This window comes from Paenibacillus glycanilyticus, assembly GCF_051200795.1.
Classification (GTDB): Bacteria; Bacillota; Bacilli; order Paenibacillales; family Paenibacillaceae; genus Pristimantibacillus; species Pristimantibacillus glycanilyticus.
This window is the reverse complement of the sequence record NZ_CP195155.1, coordinates 868,471-887,593: the sequence shown is the minus strand read 5'-3', so window position 1 is coordinate 887,593 and position 19,123 is coordinate 868,471. Positions and strand designations below refer to the sequence as shown.

Below are 19,123 nucleotides of genomic sequence, written 5' to 3'. Positions count from 1 at the left end.
GGAAAGACGGACACAGCATCAAGCTGTGTCCGTCTTTTTGTGTTTAGCCTATTACCATTCCGCGAACGAACCGTCGTCATAAGCCAGACGCGGCGTATCCCAGTCGCCTCCGAAGCTGCGTTCGATCAGCGCTTCTTCGTTTATTTCAATGCCAAGTCCCGGTCCCTCCGGGATGGCGACATGGCCGTCGATGACTTCGAACGGCTTGCTTAAGTAGCCTTCGCCCAGATCCCACTTCTCCGCCATCGAAGGATGCTCCTGAATGAGGAAGTTCGGCGTGCAGGCATCAAGCTGCAAGCATGAGGCGAGCGAGATCGGCCCAAGCGGATTATGCGGGGCGACCGAAGCATAGTAGGTTTCCGCCATGGCGGCGATTTTGCGGCCTTCGAAGATGCCGCCGGCATGGCACAGGTCGGGCTGCACGATCGCCACGGCGCCTTTCTCGAGCGCCTCACGGAAGCCCCAGCGCGTGAACAGGCGCTCGCCAGTTGCGATCGGAATACTCGTCGATTCGGCGACGCGCAGCAGCTGATCCACGTTTTCCGGCAGGCATGGCTCCTCGATAAACATCGGGTAATAAGGCTCCAGCGCTGCTGCCAGACGAATGGCCATCGCCGGGCTGACGCGTCCGTGGAAGTCGATGGCGATATCAACGCCGCTGCCAACCGCCTCCCGCGCTGCCGCAAACTTGTTCACTTGGCTCTCCACGAAGGCAAGCGAATCCACGTTGCGGACAGGCGCATCAACGCCTGTCTTAATTGCCTGGAAGCCGGCTGCCACTCTCAGCTTGGCGTTCGCGGCAAATTCCTCCGGCGTTGCGCCGCCGCAATGGCTGTACATGCGGATCTTGTCGCGGACGCGCCCGCCCAGCATTTCATAAACGGGCATGTTGTAGAACTTGCCTTTAATATCCCAAAGCGCCTGCTCAATGCCGCTTATCGCGCTGACGAGAACCGGACCGCCGCGGTAGAATGTGCCGCGGTACATGATTTGCCAATGATGCTCGATGCGCAGCGGATCTTCGCCGATCAGATAGCGCTTCAGCTCTTCGATAGCCGTCGCAACCGTCAATGCGCGACCCTCTACGATTGGCTCGCCCCACCCGGCGATCCCTTCATCGGTCTCAATCTTCAGGAACAGCCAGCGCGGCTTGACATGGTAGAGCTTCATATCGGTTATTTTCACGATCAGGACTCCTTTATTTGTTGAACTCGGCAGCTGCCGGTTAGCCGTTGTTTCCTTTCTCCGCCCATACCGGGAGAAGAGCACCGCCATCCATGTAAAGCGTTGTTCCCGTGACGTAGCCCGCGCTGTCCGAAGAGAGGAATACGGCAGCCGCCCCAACCTCCTCCGGCGTGCAGAATCGACCCATCGGAATGCGGGAAGAAATATCCGCGATAGCCTTCTGTACGCGTTCATCGCCTTCGGTCCAGCTGTTTCTCGTGTAGCCCGGGGCGATTCCGATGACTCGAATGCCTTGAGGCGCGAGATCCAGTGCCATATTTTTGGCCAGCTTGTTCACGCCGGCCTTCGCCGCCGCATACACCGTCGAATTCGACCAATTGCCTTCCGCATGATTCGAGCTGATATGGATAATGACGCCGCGCGTACCCTGTTTGACCATCAGGCGCGCCGCCTGCTGCGAACAGAAATATAGACCGCGTAAATCGGTATTAATGACCTCTTCGAACAGCTCCGGAGGCGTCTCCAGGAACGGCTTCATCCGCGTGATGCCCGAGTTGTTCACGAGCACGTCGAGCCGGCCGAATCGGCTCTCTACCTGTTCAATCAACATCGCGATCTGGTCCAGATCGGCGATGTTCGCTTGGACCGCTTCCGCCCTCACGCCATATTCCAGCAGCTGCCGGACAACTTCCTGCGCCTGCTCGGCGCTTTTATTGTAATTGACGCATACATCGTAACCGGCTTTTGCAAACTCATGCGCGATCCCTTTGCCAATCCCTCGTCCCGAACCCGTTACCAAAGCGACTTTTCGTTCCAATTCGATCCCCTACCCTTTCAGTCCCGTGAAAGAAACGCCTTTCTCAATCAGCTTCTGACAGGACGTAATAATGATCATAAGCGGTATCGTAGCGATGACGAGACTTGACATAATGACGTTGGAGCCAAGGCTTCGCCGCTGCTGGAAGTCGTTCAGCGCAACCGTAAAGGTCCAGACGTTTTGCGTTCTCGCAACAACAAGCGGCCACAGAAATTCGTTCCATACCGCGATAAACGTCATGACCGCAACAACCGTAAAAATTGGCGCCGACATCGGCACAACAATGCGATAAAAGATCTTCATCTCGCTTGCGCCGTCAATCCGGCCCGCCTGCAGAAGCTCGCCCGGCAGCTGCTCGAAGAAGCCTTTGAACAGGAAAATTACAATCCCCCAGGCGGTATGCGGCAAAATGATCCCCCACAAGGTGTTGACCAGATGCAGCTTATCCATCGTCAGATAGAGCGGTACGAGTATCGCAATCTCGGGAATCATGATGGTCGCAACGAAGAAAAGCGTCAGCCAGCCGCTGATGGCACCTCGCATGAGATGCGCCAGCGCATAGCCAGCCGTGCCGCCGATGATAAGTTGTAGGATAATCGTTGCGCCTGTGACAAAGACGCTGTTCAGCAAGAAGTGAGGAAAGCCGTATGATGCGGCAGTCGATTTGCTGTCCGAACTGCCGGTCATTTCCCACAGAACGATGTAGTTGTCGAACAATCGCTTCCAGTCGCTTATTTCATCGATGGTCAGAACCTTGCCCTTAACCACTTTTGACTCGGAGAGCCATTTGAGCGCATTGGCCGCCTGCTGCGGCAGCTCTGCGGGGATCGCCGTTTCGCCGCCGTACTTGCCGCCTTCCTCCATGTAGTCAAAGGTCGTCAGCTTGCGGTCCCGAATTTTCTGCAGCTTGTTCTTCATCGTGGCATGGGTGGCGACCATCGTAGGGACAATCTCGGAGCGTCCTACCGTAAACTTGTAGGATGGCATAGATGCTTTGTAGACAACAACGCCGTCCTTCACTCCTGTTACCTTCATCGCGCCAACCGCTTCATTTTGCATCCGTTTCCACGTGAACCAGATCGCTTCCATCGCATCAAGCTCGTAATCTTCCTTCTTCAGATCCGTGCCGTCGTAATTAAGGGTCACGCTGACGGATTTCGGCACCTCCGGAACCCAGGTCGGCGGAAACTTGTAGATGGTAATGTTGTCCTTCATCGATGAGCTGACCATCCAGAACAGCGGCACGATGGAAGCCAGGATAAAAAATATAGCAACCGAATAAGAGACGATTTTTACCGATAATGAACCCTTCTCCTTGATGCGTCCGCGTCCAGCCATGAAATGCTCCTTCCTGCTTAGCCAAATTTCTTAAGGGGCAATTAATCCTTGTTCGACAATTTGATTTGCAAATAGGTAATGACTGCAATAATGACAAACATGACAAACGAAATCGAACCCGCCACGCCGAACCGGAACTCTTTAAACGAGCTGTTAAAAACAAGCATGGAGAGCGTCTTCGTGCTGCTGGCCGGGCCGCCGCCGGTCATAATATACATCGGGTCGAAGGTTAAGAACACGCCGCAAATAAACGAAATAAATTGAATGCCGATAACGAATTTGAGGCTTGGGAACACGATGGAGCGCATTCGGCGCCATGGACCGGCACCGTCGATTTTGGCCGCTTCAATGTTCTCGCTCGGAATGCCCTGCAGGGCGGAATAGTAGATCAGCATCCCCATTCCCGTTGCGAATACGCCCGGCAGCACGATCGACCACTTCGCCATGGAAGGATCATTCAGCCAGCCGTAAGGGCCAAGTCCGATAAAATGGAGCAGATAGTTCAACAAGCCGTAATCCGGATTGTAAAGCCATTTCCACAGCAGGTAGCCGGCAACCGCGGGCACCGCCGTCGGCAGCAAATACAAGGACCTTAACGTTTTGCTCGCGAACTTGATCTCGTTAAGCAGCACCGCCTGTACAATCGGCACCCAAAACGTGAGAATGAAGTAGATAAAGAAGAACGCAAAGGTATTTCGGAATGCATTCCAGAACTCGGTGGAATGGATTAAATACTTATAGTTATCCAGCCAGACGAACTTGCCCGGCGGGTTGATGACTTTGTAATCGAAGAAGCTCATGTACACGGCTTGAAGAAGCGGATAATACTTGAACAACAGGAAACAGACAATGGCAGGAGATACGAAAGCTATGGCTGTCCAGGAAATCTTAATCCGGGGTCTGACCCGCGCTTGCACCTGAGGCTTCCGGCCTTCTATGGCTGCTTTCAACGTTTGACGCCTCCTTTCCAAATGGCAGGCGGAGCAGCTTGCGGCGTTTGCGCTTTACGCCAGCTAATCAACTCCGCCTTCCTTCAAGTCGTTTTATTTCTTCACGGATGCGTTATACGCGTCTACCACTTCTTTTTGCGCGGCATCCTGAGCTTCCTGGAGCAGCTGCTTCGGATCGGATTTCTCGTCCGTAAGCGCCTTTTGAACCGCTTTAACGACGTACGGAGTCAGACGCTCCTTCAGGAAATATTCCAGATGCGTATCGGAAGCCGCTTTGTTCACGGCCGCTACAAGCTCAGGCGAAATGTCTTGCGCGAATTGGGATGGATCAACGTCGGAGCGAACGGACAGCAGGTTCGGGAAAATTCCGTTGTCCTGCTGGAACTGAAGGTATTTCTCGGCAACCTCTTTGGAGTTCAAGTACATGATGTATTGCCAAGCCGCGTCTTGCTTCTCTTTGGTCGTCTTTGGATTAATGATCCAGTAAGCGCCGCCGATTTGCCCCGGACCTTTGCCGCTTGGGCCTACCGGATAAGGCGCAAAACCAACGTCGTTCAAGTCCATTCCTTGCGCAACATAGTCGCCAAATCCGCCGGACGCTGCGTTCGACATCGCCGCGCGGCCTTGGAAAATATCGTTCATGTTATCCTGATAGCTCTGGAGCACGTTGTTTTGTACGATTTTATCCTTCCACTTCAGATCTTTATAAAATTGCAGCGCGGTTACGGAAGGCTCTTCCGTAAAGGCCAATTGCACCGTACCGTCCGGATTGACATGCGTCAGGTCTCCGCCCGCCTGCCATACGTAGTACTCAAACCACCAGTCTGCCCATTCCATGCCCAGCAGCGTAATGCCGTACTGCTTCTTGGCCGGATCCGTCAGCTTCTTGCCGAATTCAACAAGCTGATCCCAGTTCGCCGGAGGGGTATCGCGGTCAAGCCCCGCTGCTTCGAACATCTTCTTATTCCAGAACAAGCCCGTTACGTACATATCGTGCGGAACGCCGTACACTTTGCCGTCAATGGTGCCCGCTTCCATCGAGGATGGGATGAATTTATCTTTGTCCGCGTAGCTGTCCCAATACGGAGTCAAGTCAAGCGCAAGACCTTGGCCTACCCAGTCCGCGATAATCGGAAAGTGAGCCGAATGGTAAGCATCGGGGCCATTGCCGCCCGCCATCGCCGTTACGAATACTTCACGGTCGTTTGTGCCCTGCGGCATCAATTCGTGCTTTACTTTAATGTTGGGATGCTGCGCTTCGAAATCCGCGTAAACCTCTTCTTTGATGGATTTCATCGTGTCGTCCGGATTCGGCTGATCCCATACCGTAATTTCGACGGTGCCGCCGTTTGAAGCCGTATTATCCGCCGTCGCTTCCGCGTTATCAGACCCGTTGTTTGCCGCCGCGTTCGTGCTCGAAGAGTCATTAGTCGCTTCAGAAACGTTTGTCACGTTGCTGCTATTTCCTCCACTGCAAGCTGATACCATTAGCATTAAGACAAGAGCAATTGCCAGACTGGACCACGTTCTAAACCGCTGCTTCTTCTTCAATCGAACGCCCCCTCAAATGGTTATCGGATTTACAAATTCAGTATAGGACTTAAATGATAGCGCTTTCTATGCAATATCTTAACCTCCTATTAGGAATATTTTAAGCAACTTTGGAATCAGGACTCTCCTAGAAACAGGAAAATAGTCAAAGCTATCGAATACCTTCTGAGTAAGCGGTTACAGATGCGTTGGGAGGTAGCTTGAACATGTGGTCTCGTTTCCTCAACCTGAACATGCAGTTCCGCAATAAGATGATTCTCTCTTTCTTTATCGTCATCGGCCTTACAGCAATCATTATGGGCTACTCCTACTATCGCATGATGAGCCGCGAGCTCGAAGCCTCCACGCTGCAAGGGCTGGAGAGGATGACCACGCAATCGGTCGATACGCTGGATCTTCATTTCAAGACGGCCTCCAATATAGGCTACAGCTATTTCAGCGATACTTCGCTGCAGAAGTTTCTCGATGGTCCTCCCAATACCGACAATGAACAATATTACCGGAACCGGATTATCTCTAATAAGCTGCAAAATCCTCTCATTTCGTTCATTTCCATCACCCGCCTGGACGGCCAGCAAATTTCGAGCTACTACTATTACAATCGAAACGTCAAATCCCTTCTGGATGAAGAGCAGGCGCACCTGTTCGATAAAGCGCTCCGAATGGACGGTACCCCCTTCTGGACCGTCTCGCATACAACCATAAGCACAACCGTCACGCCCGTCAAAACGGTCAGCTATATTCAGCTGCTCAAACGCATTACGATGAATGAACAGCACCCGATCGGGTACATCAAGATTGATATCGACCCCGGCGTGCTGGATAAAATTTTCCCGGAACCGCAAAAAAGCGACGCCAGCAAGTACTATATCGCGGACCGCTCCGGCCATATTATTTTCGCGCAGAACAAGGAAGACATCGGCAAGTCCATTGCTGGAAGCCCCTTGTTCGCGGCTTACAAGAAGGCGCCAAGATCAAGCGACTACGTAAACTTCCGCTACGAAAACCGGAACAAAACCTATATCGGCTTCTATGAACGGCTGGATGCGGGCGACTGGATTGTGATCGGCAACATTCCGCTGGATCAAGTACTAAGTAAGGTAAACTCCTTCCGCCATACGCTAATTGTGATCGCCATGATCAGCTTTCTTGCCGCCATGCTCATCGCTTCGCTGATTGCCGCTGGCGTTACCCGTCCGCTGAAAGAGCTCAACAAAAAGATGAAGCAGGTGGAAATGGGCGATTTCGGGGCTACCATCGAGGTAAAAGGCAAAGACGAGCTGTCTACCATCCAGCATAGCTTCAACAAAATGACCGCCGAGATCAGTTCGTTAATCTCCAAAGTATACGAGACTGAGCTGTTGAAAAAGGAAGCGGAGATTAAAGCGCTTCAGACGCAGATCAATCCACATTTCCTCTACAATACGTTAAGCACGATCGACAGCATTTCATCGGTTGACGGGGACGAACGAGTCTCTTTTATATGCATCGCGCTCGGAAGCATGCTCCGCTATAACTTGAACGGCGGCAGTCTCGCCACCGTTCAGGAGGAAATTACGCATCTGAATCAATATTTATCCATCTACCAAATTCGGTTTGCCAATGTGTTTGCTTACGAGATTGAAGTGGAGCCGGGTATGGAGGATCTCATTTTGCCGAAGTTTCTCATACAGCCTTTAGTCGAGAATGCCATCATTCACGGCTTGGAACAAAAGGTCGGGAACAAGAAGGTGCGCATCACGCTTGGCAGCGTAGACGATTCCTTCTTGAAAATCATCATAGAGGATAACGGGGTTGGCATGGACCCTGCCATGATCGAGCTTTTTCACCGCAAATTGAATAACCCGAACGCGATCGTGTCCAGGCAGACCTCTTCCAGGACGATGATTGGACTAGCGAACGTATTCAAACGGATTCAATTGTATTACGAAAGCGATCCGAGGGTAGAAATCTACAGCCAGCCGGGCGCAGGCACCAAAATTTATTTCGAGCTGCCGAAGCGGACGGCATAAGGGGATGATCGGATGAAGGTGCTTATCGTGGAAGACGAGCCGCTTCTGCGGGAAGGTTTAATTCGCAAAATCGATTGGAAGACGCTTGGCCTTACGCTTGCGGGAGAAGCCGGGGACGGATTCGAAGCGATGTCCCTGCTCGTTAGCTGCCAGCCCGATATCGTTCTTACCGATGTGCGAATGCCGGGCATGGACGGACTTCAGTTCATTAACCAGGCGCGGGCGATCTCCCCGAATACGAAATTCGTCATTATTAGCGGCTTTAATGAATTCGAATATGTGCGCGAGGCGCTGCTCAATCATGTGAAGGATTACTTGCTTAAGCCAATCGATAAGGAGAAGCTGCGCGCCCTTCTTGCCGGCCTGGTGGAGGAGCTGCGGGCAGAAAGGCAGCAGGAAGCGGATCTTTCCAAGCTGAACGCGCTGGACGAAATGATCCGCCAGAGCCATTTGCAGCCTCTGGATTTTCAGCTTACGCATCTGATCACGGAGCAGGATGCCCACTGGGATGGTCTCCCTGTCGAGCTGCTGCAATGCTGCTCGTTCGTTGGCATCTCCGTGCGTATCGTCTACCGCAACGAGACCTCCCGCTTCAAGGAGAACGAGGAGCCGCTCGCCCGCTTCGCCGTCCAGAACAGTATTGAGAACGCGCTCGCCGCGCTCCCGGTTGAAATCCTTGCCTTCAAGCATGCTTACCACTCGGAGGAGATTGTTGTCTTTCTCGCCTCTCCGAATCGTGTACTCGAACCGGAAAGCATCGTGGAAACGTTAACGCAGACGGTTGGCTGGATCCGCCAGCATCTTGGGCTTATCGTATCCATCGGTGTTGGCGGCGTAAAAGAACAGCTGACCTTGCTAAGGCTCTCCTGTCTTGAAGCGAGGAAGGCACTACAGAATCGGCTGCTATTCGGCGGCGGCAACGTCTACACGGATACGGTTAACCAGTCGCATGCGGCGACGGTATTTCCGCTCCTTCATCAAGCGGAGCGCGGATTAACCGCCTTGCTGGAGGATGGACAGCACCGAGAATTTCTCGCTTTTGCTTCCGAGCTGTTCCACACCCTGGCGGAGTCGCCTGACGCACGGTACGAGCATGTCGAATATCTGTACACCGAAATCATTCACGTTCTCCGCAAACACGCCGCCAAGACGGCCTTCGAACTGCCGAACTGGAATCTCGGGACGCCGATCGCTAGTCTCGAGAGCTTTACGGATTGGCGCCAGATTATTTCGGTTATCGAACAGCAGCTTGAAAGGCTGAGCAATGTGCTGGGTGACGGAGCCGAGCGTTCCTGCGACGACATAATCGATAGCGTGCAGCAATACGTACAGCAGCATTACGACGAGGACCTGTCGCTGCAATGGGTCAGCGAAAAATATTTTATCCACCCCAATTATTTCTCGAAGCGGTTTAAGCAGATCGTTGGTATCAGCTATAACGACTATGTAACGCGAGTGCGCATCGAACGGTCCAAGGAGCTGCTCAAGACGACAACACTCAAGATCGCTCGAATCTCGCAGCTAGTCGGGTACGAGGATCAAGGCTATTTTTGCAGCGTGTTTAAGAAAGTGACCGGCGTTAGTCCGTCGGCCTACCGGATCTAAATTTAAACCGGATTAGAGTGATTACCGATTGAATCAAGAGCAGCAGCAGGATGCCGCTTAAGAACGAGTAAAAGTTGATGTAAATCGTATTGGTATAGGGGTTCAGCCAACCGAATTCATTCGTTCGGCCATCGATCCGATCGCGTATCCGCTGGGCTTTATCCACCTGAAGCAGGAGCGATACCGCCAGCAGGGCAAGTAAAATCACCGATACCCGGACTCTATTGTACTGCACCAGATACCGCTCTTTATGTACGATAAAGGCAATGCCGGTCAACAGCAGCAAATACGCTGGCAACTCGAGAAACCACAGAATAACCGCGGGGTTCGAGTTGCCGGAAATGCTTTTGCCCGGGATCATCTCTATCGTAAACCAATCAACAAGAAAAATGAGAATAACATTAATCAGGAACACAATAAGCGTCACGATCCGCAGTACTTTCGTATTCAATGTTCCGCCCCTCCCGCAATCCGAGCTTACTCAGCTATCAATTACCGCAGACTACTATTGTACCGCTCTAACGGTTGGTTCAAACCCCCGTTGCTCCGGTTCCTCATCGGAGCCTGCACACCCGCCATCCGCCAACCTCAAACCAATCTGCCAACATTCGCTCCTCTTCCGAACCGAGCGCTCTCGCTTCATCCGCTGTAACACGGTTTTTCCCTGCTATTCAGCTACTTCGGAACCGAGCACTCACACTCCACTTGCTGTAACACGGTTTTTCCCTGCTATTTAGCTGCTTCGGAACCGAGCACTCTCGCTTCATCCGCTGTAACACGGTTTGTCCCAGCGGGACGACGGGGTGGCGAGGCCCCCGCCGCCCAAACAACAAAAAATCCGGCGCCTAAGGCACCGGATTCGTCTATTTCAATATAACGCTGCTGTATGGCGGCAGCGTGACGACGCCGCCGCTTAGCTCGGCGGCGTTATCGCTCTTACGGCTCAGCTTCGCGAATGAGCCGTACTCCTCGGCCAGCTCTGCCTTCTGCGGCTGGCCGGACAAATTGTGCAGCACGAGCACGCGCTCGTCTGCTGTTTCCCTCACATACGCGGATACTTGCGGTACCGCGTTCTTCAAGCTGTACGCGGCGATACCCCCGTCGCGCAATGCCGGCTCCTCGCTGCGCCACTTGAGCAGCATCCGATACCAAGCAAGCAGCGACTGATCATTCTGCTGCTCGCTTTCCACCGATACGGCCGAGCCGGCAGCATTGTACTTGCTCTGCTCCCAGCTGGTCTGGCCCTCCCCGCCTGCGGGGTCGGCATACCAGATCATCGGCTCGCGCAAATACTCATCCGGCTTAGCCCCGGCCATGCCAAGCTCTTCGCCGTAATAAATAAACGGATTTCCCGGCAGGGTGAGCAGCATGGCGCCAGCCATCCTGGCATGGGCCAGATTGCCGTTCAATGCAGTCATCACCCGGGTCTGATCATGATTGCTCAGAAACGGCGCGTCCACATACGTTCCGCCCGAGGACTTCTCGTACAACCCGTATGCCTTGCCAAGCGTAAAGGCCAGATCCGAATCCCGCTCCCGGTCAGCCGAGCTGATCAGCTTGCCGGCGAGATCGAAATCAAATGCCGAGTCCAGCGCCTTATCCAGATAAGGAGCAATAACAACGGGCGAATCCCATACCTCGCCGACCAGGTACGCATCCGGCTTCACGCCGGACAAGCCGCTGCGGAACTCCTGCCACCATTTTTGATTCGCACCCTGAATCTCCGGGCTATTAATCGTTGATGCATAGTCTCCGTAAATATGCTTGGCCGCATCGAGCCGGAAGCCGTCAAGCCCCTGCTCCAGCCAATATTGGCCGATGGACACAAGCTCATGGCGTACCTGCGCATTGTCAAAATCCAAGTCCGGCATACCTTCCCAGAACACGCCTAGATACTTGCTTTTCCCATCCGCCGTCACATGCCACGGATTGCTGCCAACCGCGCCGTCCGCCTTCGCATCCTCATCAGCCCCGGCAAAATGGTACCAGCTCCGATACTTGCTATCCGGATTCGCTATCGCCTCTTTAAACCATGGATGCTCCGTGCTGGTATGATTCACAACCAGATCCATAATGACCTTGATGCCGCGCTTATGCGCCTCATCCGTCAGCTTCTTCAGATCTTCCAGAGTGCCGTAATCCGGATTGACTGCCCGGTAATCCGTCACATCATACCCGTGATAGCTTGGCGAAGGATTAATCGGCATCAGCCAGATCCCGCCGACACCGAGCTGCTGCAGATAGTCCAGCTTTGCCGTTACGCCGTTCAGATCGCCAATCCCATCCCCATTCGAGTCATAGAAGGACCGGACAAAAATCTCGTAATAAACGGTGCCCGGCTGTTCATCCACCGGCTCCGCGGCACCATCCTTCACAGCAGCGGCATCCGTTGGCACAGCGGAAGCAACAGGCTCACCTTCTACTTTCCCGCCGCCAGCGTTATTTATCGAGCAGCCCGCAAGCGAAGCTGCCAAGGCGGCAGCAATCGCGGCACGCACAAACCTTCCTCCATACGCCATAGCCAAGCCTTATCCTTTCGAAGCGCCTGCCGTAAGCCCTTGAACAAGGAACTTCTGCAGGAAGACGAAAAGCAGCGTGATCGGAACCGCGATAAGCACGGCGCCGGCGGCAAACATCGTAAAGTTCGAGTTCTGATACGAGCTGACCAGATCCCACATGCCGACGGCAAGCGTCCAATTCTCTTTCGAGCGGAGCACCAGCCGGGCGAAAATAAAGTCGACCCATGCGCCAGCAAACGTCGTCAATGCCACATAGATCAGAATCGGACGGGCAAGCGGCAGCATGATCCGGTAGAAAATTTGCAAATGATTCGCGCCGTCAATCCGAGCGGATTCATCAAGGCTGCGCGGAATCGTATCGAAGAAGCCTTTTATCACAAACCCGTTCATCAATACCGAACCCGCGGAATATACGATGATGATCGCCGCATGGGTATCCAGCAGGTTAAGCTGAAGCAGGAAAATATACACCGGCACAAGGCTCATAAAGCCAGGGAACATGCCGAGGACTAGCAGGGTTGTCAGCAGGGTTTTCCGCCCCTTGAACCGGAAGCGCGACAACGCGTACATGCTCATCGTCGAGAGTATCGTCGAGAAAATCATGGACAGGAAAGCAATTTTGAGCGTATTCAGATACCATCTGCCGTACAGGAATACCTTCGAATGGAACAGCTCCGTGTAGTGCGACAGCGTAAACGTCTTTGGAATAAACGAATCGCTGTATAGCGAAGTGCCCGGCCGGAACGAAGACAGCAGCACCCAAAGGGCAGGATAAAGACAACAGATCGCGATGACAGTCAGCACCGCATAGCTAAGCGTCAGCCGAATATAACGGCTCCTCGATTGACCAGCCTTCATTGGATCATATCCTCCTCTTTGAACGACTTCGTGCGGCGGTAATTAATGATCGAGAATGTTGCGATAATGATGAAAATAATAATGCCAATCGCCGAAGCCATATTGAATTGGCTGTTGTTCAGCGTCAGTTTGTACAGCCACGTGACAAGCAGATCCGTGCTGCCCGCATATTGATAATTGCCGTTCAGCGGTTCGCCGTTTGTCAGCAGGAAGATCAGGTTAAAGTTGTTGATATTGCCCGCAAATTGCGTAATCAGAATCGGCGCCGTGGCAAACAAGACAAACGGCAGCGTAACGATCCGGAACTTCTGGTAGCCGGAGGCTCCGTCCACGTCCGCCGCTTCGTAGAGATCCTTCGGAATGGCGGTAAGCACGCCAAGAATAAGAACCATCGATACCGGAATGCCCACCCACATATTCACGAGAATAGCGGTCGCCTTCGCCCAGGTCGGATCCGTCAGCCAAGGCAGCTTGCCAAAGCCGAAATACGACAGGTACTGGTTAATCGGCCCAAACTGTCCGTTGAACAGATTGCGCATAACGAGCAGCGAGATGAGCTGCGGAATCGCGTAAGGCAGAATGAAGAGCGTCCGCCACAGCTTTTTAAACTTCACATCCTTCTGTTCGATAAGCAGAGCGACAAGCAGGCCGCCGAAATAGCAGGTTGCGGTCGCCATCACGGCCCAAATAATCGTCCAGGTAAATACGCCAAAAAACGTTCTGCTCCAGGATTTCAGCGTCAGCAGGTCTTTAAAGGTGTTGAAGCCAACCCAATCGACCAGCTTCGCCGGCGGAATATGTTGAGGCAATGAGTAGTTCGTGAAGGAAAGCAAAATCATGAAGACAATCGGCATAATCGTCAGGAACAATACGCCAAGGCCCGGAATGGTCAGCAATAGATGAGGAAACTTGCGGTCCCACACATAGCTGATGGACTCCCTGAACGTCGCGGCCTGAATGCCTTGCTCTCTTTTTGCCCCCGTACGGTACGCATCGCGGATATTCATAATGTAAATGGTGATAAAAAGCGCCAATACCAGAACCGTAATGAGTCCGTTAATCATCAGGAAGATCGAATGATCCCCTTTGACCGTCTGATAAACCTTGCCTACCTTCACCATCTTGGATGGCGTATCGCCAAGCGTCCAAATCCCCCATAGGTCTTGCACGAGGCGAGGGATAAAATAAACAAGCGCTGCCGCCTCCGTCAGGAGCAGCAGTATTCCCTTCATATATTGCCGGTTGTACAGTTGGCCAAGCCCCATAGATATGGCGGACAAAATAGCACTGCGACGACCATTCATACCCGTGTACTCCTTCCACGGCTTACGCCCGCCGAAACTGCTTTCGGCGGGCGAGCCATCTGTCTCTTATTTCGCTATGCCATTATTTCGTCGTGCCTTTAGCCGCCTCTTGCACTTGCTTAACCGCATTGTCGAGAGCGGCCTTCGGATCTTTGTTCTCGTTCCAGATGTCGGCCAGAGCCGCGCCGATCGGATCCCATACGCTGCCCATTTCCGGAATGGAAGGCATCGCTTGCGAATTTACGAATTGCGCCGCAAAGCCGCTCGAGATTTCATCCGCTTTGAACGTTGGATCTTCCATCGCTTCTTTGTTCGCCGGAATCGCGCCAGTCAGCGAGTAGTCTTTCAGTTGGCCTGCTTTGGAAGAAATAAAGTTAGCAAACAGACGGGAAGCATTCGGGTATTTCGTAAACGAGTTCACGTACCAAGCTTTTACGCCGGAGAACGAAACAGCCGGTTTGCCGTTGATCGTCGGAATTGGCGCTACGCCAAAGTTAATGCCCAGGTTCTTGAAGTCGCCGACTTTCCAAGGGCCCGTAATCGTCATCGCCAGCGATTTGTCGGCGAATTTGCCTTGGATAATGTCCGCGGAAGCGTCGCCGGATTTGATCGGCAGAATTTGTTTCAAGGATTGGAAGTACTTCAGACCTTCAACCGCGCCGTCGTTGTTCAGACCGATGTCGGCAGCGTTTGTGCCGTTCTCGCCGAACACGTAACCGCCTGTCGATGCGAAGAAGATGTAGTTAAAGTAGAAGTTGCCCATTTCCCACATGAGGGCATATTTATTTTTTGCGGGATCATTAAATGTTTTCGAGAAGGTAACGATGTCGTCAAACGATGCCGGAGGCGTCTGTACCAGGTCTTTGTTGTAGAACAGCGCGTAAGTTTCTACTGAACGAGGGTAGCCGTACAGGATACCGTCCGAAGTTACCGCGTTAACCGCAGCTTCCGCGTTTGCTGTTTTTGTCTCTTCTTCGAAGAAATCGTTAGGAAGAATAAGTCCGGCCGCTACCGCTTGGCCAAGGTTGTCATGCGGGAACGTTACGATGTCGGCACCGATGCCCGCAGGACCGTCGGTTGTCAGCTTTTTCACTTGGTCCGGCGACTCTACTTCTTCGATTTTGACCGGAATGTTGTATTGCGCCGTAAATTCCTTCGCCATTTCTTCTACGAAGCCGCGTTCGTTCTTCGAATCCCATACAGTGAGCGTTGCGCCTTCTTCCGGCACGATCGCCTCGTCTGCCGGCTCCTCGCTTGCGCCTGCATTGCCTGCGTTAGCAGAAGCTTCTTCCGTTGCCGCGGGTGCGTTTGTTGCCGCGGAATTGCCGTTGTTATTGCTGCCGCCGCTTCCGCAAGCCGACACGATGAATAATGCCGTGATCATCGTCGTTACAAACCATTTTTTCATTCTTAATGATCCCCTTCCGTAATGTATGACTTGGGATAGATGCGCCCGATCTTACCCGTTTTCCGTGCCTGCAGCGGGTATGCCGCTATTTGTCGTTTTGCGCAAACGTTTGTGCAAATGGCAGAAGAAAAGTAAGGGTATACGTCGTTTTCATCCGTTTTCGGCTTATTATACGCCGATTCTCGCAATGAAAGCGTTATATCCACGAGTTCATCATACAACAGCCTATTAGGTTTGTTAAAACGTTTGCACAGATGATCTGTGCAAGTAATTTTATGGTTATCTCCCGTTTTCTTCGATTTTCTTGGATTTGCCCAATATTTCACTTATGGCTTGGCAAAATTCCGAACTGCCAGTTTACTTTAAAGACCCATTCAAGTAACATGGATGCATAGAGTTCAAACGATTGCATAAGAGTAAGGGGATCACGATAACGATGGTAACCATTAAAGATATTGCGAAAGCTGCAGGCGTTTCCCCTTCGACCGTGTCGAGGGTGGTATCCAATCATCCTCGAATCAGCAAGGAGACGTCCGCCAAGGTGAAAAAGATCATGGAGGAAATGGGCTATCACCCGAATGTCATGGCCAAAAGCCTGGTCTCCAAGACAACCAAAACGTTAGCCATCATGCTCCCCCGCCCTGCGGAAGAGCTGTTCCAGGACTTCTTTTTTGGAGAACTATTAAGAGGAATACTGACCCACTCCACCAGAGCGGGCTACGATATGCTGCTTACGACGGCAACAAGCGCGCATGACGAGACCGAGACGATCTCCCGCCTCGTATTCGGCAGGCGCGTAGACGGCGTGATCCTGCTGTCTGCACGGGTGAATGATCCGCTTATCCGTTATTTGAACGAGCAAGATTTCCCCAGCATTCTGATCGGACGCGCCGGCGAGGAATACAGCCGCGTGATGACGGTCAACAACGATAACATACAGGCTGCTTACGACGCCACTCAACACCTGATCAAGCAAGGCCATAGCCGAATCGGTTTTGTGAGCGGACCAACCAACCTGACCGTTTCGAACGACCGGATGGAAGGCTATAAAAAAGCGATGCGCGAGGCAGGACTGCCCATGCAGTCGGAGTGGATTGTGGAAGGCGAGTTCCTGCAGGAAAGCGGCTTCCGGGCTATGTCTTTTATTATGGGACTGCCGGAGCGCCCGACAGGGCTTGTGGTCATCGATGATGTGGTGGCGTTTGGCGTGCTTCGCGGCTTAACCGAAATCGGCTACAAGGTGCCTGATGACATCAGCCTTGTCAGCTTTAACAATATTGCGTTGTCCGAGCTTGCTACGCCGCCAATCAGCTCCGTAGATATCGGAACGTACCAGCTCGGCTATACGGCCTCGCAGCTCTTAATCCGCCAAATTCAGGACGAGCCGATCCATCAGTCGGATGTCATTATCCCGCACCGGCTGATCGTACGCGAATCCTCCGTTCGCCTTGCCGCCAGCCGCGGTTTTTAAGTATGCAAAACCTTTCCCGTGCGCACACTACTGCCTAGGAAAGGATTGTGAAACCGTATGACACAAACAAATGACGTTCTTAATAAACAAATCGCCAATTGGAGCGTCCTGTACATCAAACTGCACAACTTCCATTGGTATGTCAAAGGCACTCAGTTTTTCACCCTGCATGTGAAGTTCCAGGAGTTCTACGAGGAAGCGGCTCTTCATGTCGATGAGCTTGCCGAACGGCTGCTGGCGTTAAAAGGCGCACCGGTTGCGACGATGGCGGAATATCTGCGCATCGCCAGCATCAAGGAAGCGAGCGGCAGCGAATCGGCCCACCAGATGGTGGAGACGCTGATTACCGATTTCTCCATCGTCATCAGCGAGCTGAAGGAAGGCATGGATATCGCGCAGGACGCAGGCGACGAAACGACCGCCGATATGCTGCTCGCCATCCATACCACCCTCGAGAAGCATGTCTGGATGCTGACCGCGTTTAACGCTTAATTATTTTCGTCATATGACAAACACCCCCGCCTCAGCCTTCCGGCCTCCGCGGGGGTGTTTGTTATATTGCAAGAAAGATCTATGCAACCGTTTGTCCGGCTGCCTGCTCTTCCGCATCCTCATGCTTCGTGAGCACTTCCTTCTTCAAGAACCAGGTGATTATAAAGGATACTGCCGCAAATCCAAGCGCTATAACGAAGATATGGTCAAAGGAATTGGCAAATACCGTTTGAATCTTCAGTACGAGATCCGATGGCAATCCGGCCGGAATTCCGCCTGTCTTGATCGAATCTACCGTCCCCGGATCCATTCCGCTGGACAAGCTGTTTATGCCGTCTTTAATGCTCTTGGCGAGCACACTGCCGAATACGCTGAGCCCAACCGTAGCGCCAAGCGACTGGAACAGCTGAACCGTGCCAAGCGCTACTCCGCTATGCTTTTTCTCTACGGACTCCTGTACGATCAGGTTATCTCCGCCAAACAACGCTCCAATGCCTAGTCCCATAACAAAGAAGGCAATAATAACAAACAACGGAGTTGTGCTTACGGCCAGCTGCGTGAGCATGAATATTCCTACAAGCGGCAGGACGAAGCAGGTAATAAACAGGTTGCGATAAGCGACGCGGGTAATCAAAAAGCCGTTTACGATACTGGACGGGATGGCTCCGGCCATAAAGGCGAACATCAGATAACCCGCTTCGGTAGGCGTAAGTCCCATCACATTTTGCGCGAAGAACGGGAACGTTGCGATTCCGCCCATAAGGCCAAGCATTAACGTAAAGACAAGAAGGGACAATACAACGACATTCCGGTTGCGGAACAGATGCAGCGGAATGATCGGCTGCTTCGCTTTCGATTCAATCCGAATAAACAAGCCGATTAGTACAGCGGACAAAACAAGCAGTCCTATAATAATCGGGGACGACCAGCTTAATCCTTGATTGTCGATCAGTACAGGCGCAATCAGGAAGGATAGTAATGCGGCGACAAGCGTTCCCGCCCCTGCCCAGTCAATCGTATGCTTTTCTTCCCCTTTGGACTCATGCAGTCCTTTGAACAAGAAGGCAACCGCGATAACCGCTACGGGAATATTAATGAGGAACAACCAATGCCAATTGAGATTTCCGACAAAATAACCGCCGATCGTTGGTCCGATTAGCTGTGGCAGAATCATCAGCGGACCAATAAGGCTCTGCACCTTCGCGCGCTGCTCGAGCGGGAAGGATTCTCCGATAATAACAAGAGCGATTGGCATTAATCCGCCTGCGCCGATCCCTTGGATGCCTCGGCCGATAAGCAGCTGGGCCATGGAGTCGGCGGAGCCGCACACGATGGAACCGAGGCAGAACAAGGCCATACAGCTCATGTATATTTTTTTCCGGCCGAATACATCCGCAAGCCTGCCCAATATCGGCATAGCAATCGTCATAGCCAGCATGTATACACCTGCTACCCAGCCGTACAGCGATAAACCGTGCAGCTCGCGGATAATCGTTGGCATTGCGGTTGAGACGACGGTCTCATCCATCTCGGCGAATATAAGGCCAAGAAGCAAGCCGATCAGAATGAACGTTTTATTGTTTTTATTCACAGTCACAGATAAGCACCTCTCC

The 19,123-nt window shown here is 52.6% G+C and carries 15 protein-coding genes; 4 read left to right on the top strand and 11 right to left on the bottom strand.

From position 1 onward, the window contains the following. Positions 1-51 precede the first annotated feature (51 nt). The 5 genes from dgoD to ACR9FF_RS04085 all read right to left on the bottom strand — a co-directional run bounded on the left by dgoD (position 52) and on the right by ACR9FF_RS04085 (position 5,742). Positions 52-1,185, bottom strand: coding sequence for a galactonate dehydratase (gene dgoD, locus ACR9FF_RS04105; RefSeq protein ID WP_201006815.1), 1,134 nt, complete (start codon positions 1,183-1,185; stop codon positions 52-54). A gap of 40 nt (positions 1,186-1,225) precedes the next feature. Further along, positions 1,226-2,002 carry an SDR family NAD(P)-dependent oxidoreductase gene (locus ACR9FF_RS04100; protein ID WP_435169218.1) on the bottom strand — a complete coding sequence of 259 codons (777 nt, stop codon included), beginning with the start codon at positions 2,000-2,002 and terminating at the stop codon, positions 1,226-1,228. A 9-nt stretch (positions 2,003-2,011) separates the two neighbouring features. Further along, a complete protein-coding gene (locus tag ACR9FF_RS04095; protein ID WP_435169216.1) occupies positions 2,012-3,340 on the bottom strand; it encodes a carbohydrate ABC transporter permease in 1,329 nt (442 codons plus the stop codon). Positions 3,341-3,381: 41 nt separating this feature from the next. Beyond that, positions 3,382-4,290: a carbohydrate ABC transporter permease gene (locus tag ACR9FF_RS04090; protein WP_127498756.1), complete on the bottom strand. Its 909-nt coding sequence runs from the start codon at positions 4,288-4,290 to the stop codon at positions 3,382-3,384. Between the two features lie 93 nt (positions 4,291-4,383). Continuing rightward, entirely contained in the window at positions 4,384-5,742 is a 1,359-nt protein-coding gene (locus tag ACR9FF_RS04085) for an extracellular solute-binding protein (protein ID WP_435169213.1), read from the bottom strand. A gap of 305 nt (positions 5,743-6,047) precedes the next feature. Between ACR9FF_RS04085 and ACR9FF_RS04080 the strand changes: the two genes are divergently transcribed. Beyond that, positions 6,048-7,853, top strand: coding sequence for a cache domain-containing sensor histidine kinase (locus ACR9FF_RS04080; protein WP_127498760.1), 1,806 nt, complete (start codon positions 6,048-6,050; stop codon positions 7,851-7,853). A 12-nt stretch (positions 7,854-7,865) separates the two neighbouring features. Beyond that, positions 7,866-9,458 (top strand): response regulator, encoded by a 1,593-nt coding sequence (locus ACR9FF_RS04075; RefSeq protein ID WP_435169211.1) that lies wholly within the window; start codon positions 7,866-7,868, stop codon positions 9,456-9,458. Here ACR9FF_RS04075 and ACR9FF_RS04070 read toward each other — a convergent pair. The 5 genes from ACR9FF_RS04070 to ACR9FF_RS04050 form a co-directional block, all read right to left on the bottom strand. After that, positions 9,433-9,909, bottom strand: a complete 477-nt coding sequence (locus tag ACR9FF_RS04070; protein WP_435169209.1) for a hypothetical protein — start codon at positions 9,907-9,909, stop codon at positions 9,433-9,435. The genes ACR9FF_RS04075 and ACR9FF_RS04070 overlap by 26 nt on opposite strands. Positions 9,910-10,321: 412 nt before the next feature. Further along, positions 10,322-11,956 (bottom strand): alpha-amylase family glycosyl hydrolase, encoded by a 1,635-nt coding sequence (locus ACR9FF_RS04065; RefSeq protein WP_435169207.1) that lies wholly within the window; start codon positions 11,954-11,956, stop codon positions 10,322-10,324. A gap of 30 nt (positions 11,957-11,986) precedes the next feature. Then, entirely contained in the window at positions 11,987-12,835 is an 849-nt protein-coding gene (locus ACR9FF_RS04060) for a sugar ABC transporter permease (protein ID WP_116394055.1), read from the bottom strand. Then, entirely contained in the window at positions 12,832-14,139 is a 1,308-nt protein-coding gene (locus tag ACR9FF_RS04055; RefSeq protein WP_435169204.1) for a carbohydrate ABC transporter permease, read from the bottom strand. The genes ACR9FF_RS04060 and ACR9FF_RS04055 overlap by 4 nt, the downstream gene beginning before the upstream one ends. A gap of 82 nt (positions 14,140-14,221) precedes the next feature. Next, positions 14,222-15,547, bottom strand: coding sequence for a sugar ABC transporter substrate-binding protein (locus tag ACR9FF_RS04050; RefSeq protein ID WP_127498773.1), 1,326 nt, complete (start codon positions 15,545-15,547; stop codon positions 14,222-14,224). 436 nt (positions 15,548-15,983) lie between these two features. Here ACR9FF_RS04050 and ACR9FF_RS04045 point away from each other — a divergent pair, with 436 nt between their 5' ends. Next, positions 15,984-17,018: a LacI family DNA-binding transcriptional regulator gene (locus ACR9FF_RS04045; protein WP_127498775.1), complete on the top strand. Its 1,035-nt coding sequence runs from the start codon at positions 15,984-15,986 to the stop codon at positions 17,016-17,018. Between the two features lie 57 nt (positions 17,019-17,075). Next, complete coding sequence (locus ACR9FF_RS04040; RefSeq protein ID WP_116394051.1) at positions 17,076-17,510, top strand: Dps family protein; 435 nt, start codon at positions 17,076-17,078, stop codon at positions 17,508-17,510. Positions 17,511-17,589: 79 nt separating this feature from the next. On the opposite strand, the gene ACR9FF_RS04035 is transcribed toward ACR9FF_RS04040, so the two are convergent. Continuing rightward, positions 17,590-19,107 (bottom strand): MDR family MFS transporter, encoded by a 1,518-nt coding sequence (locus tag ACR9FF_RS04035; protein ID WP_435169201.1) that lies wholly within the window; start codon positions 19,105-19,107, stop codon positions 17,590-17,592. Positions 19,108-19,123: the final 16 nt, after the last annotated feature.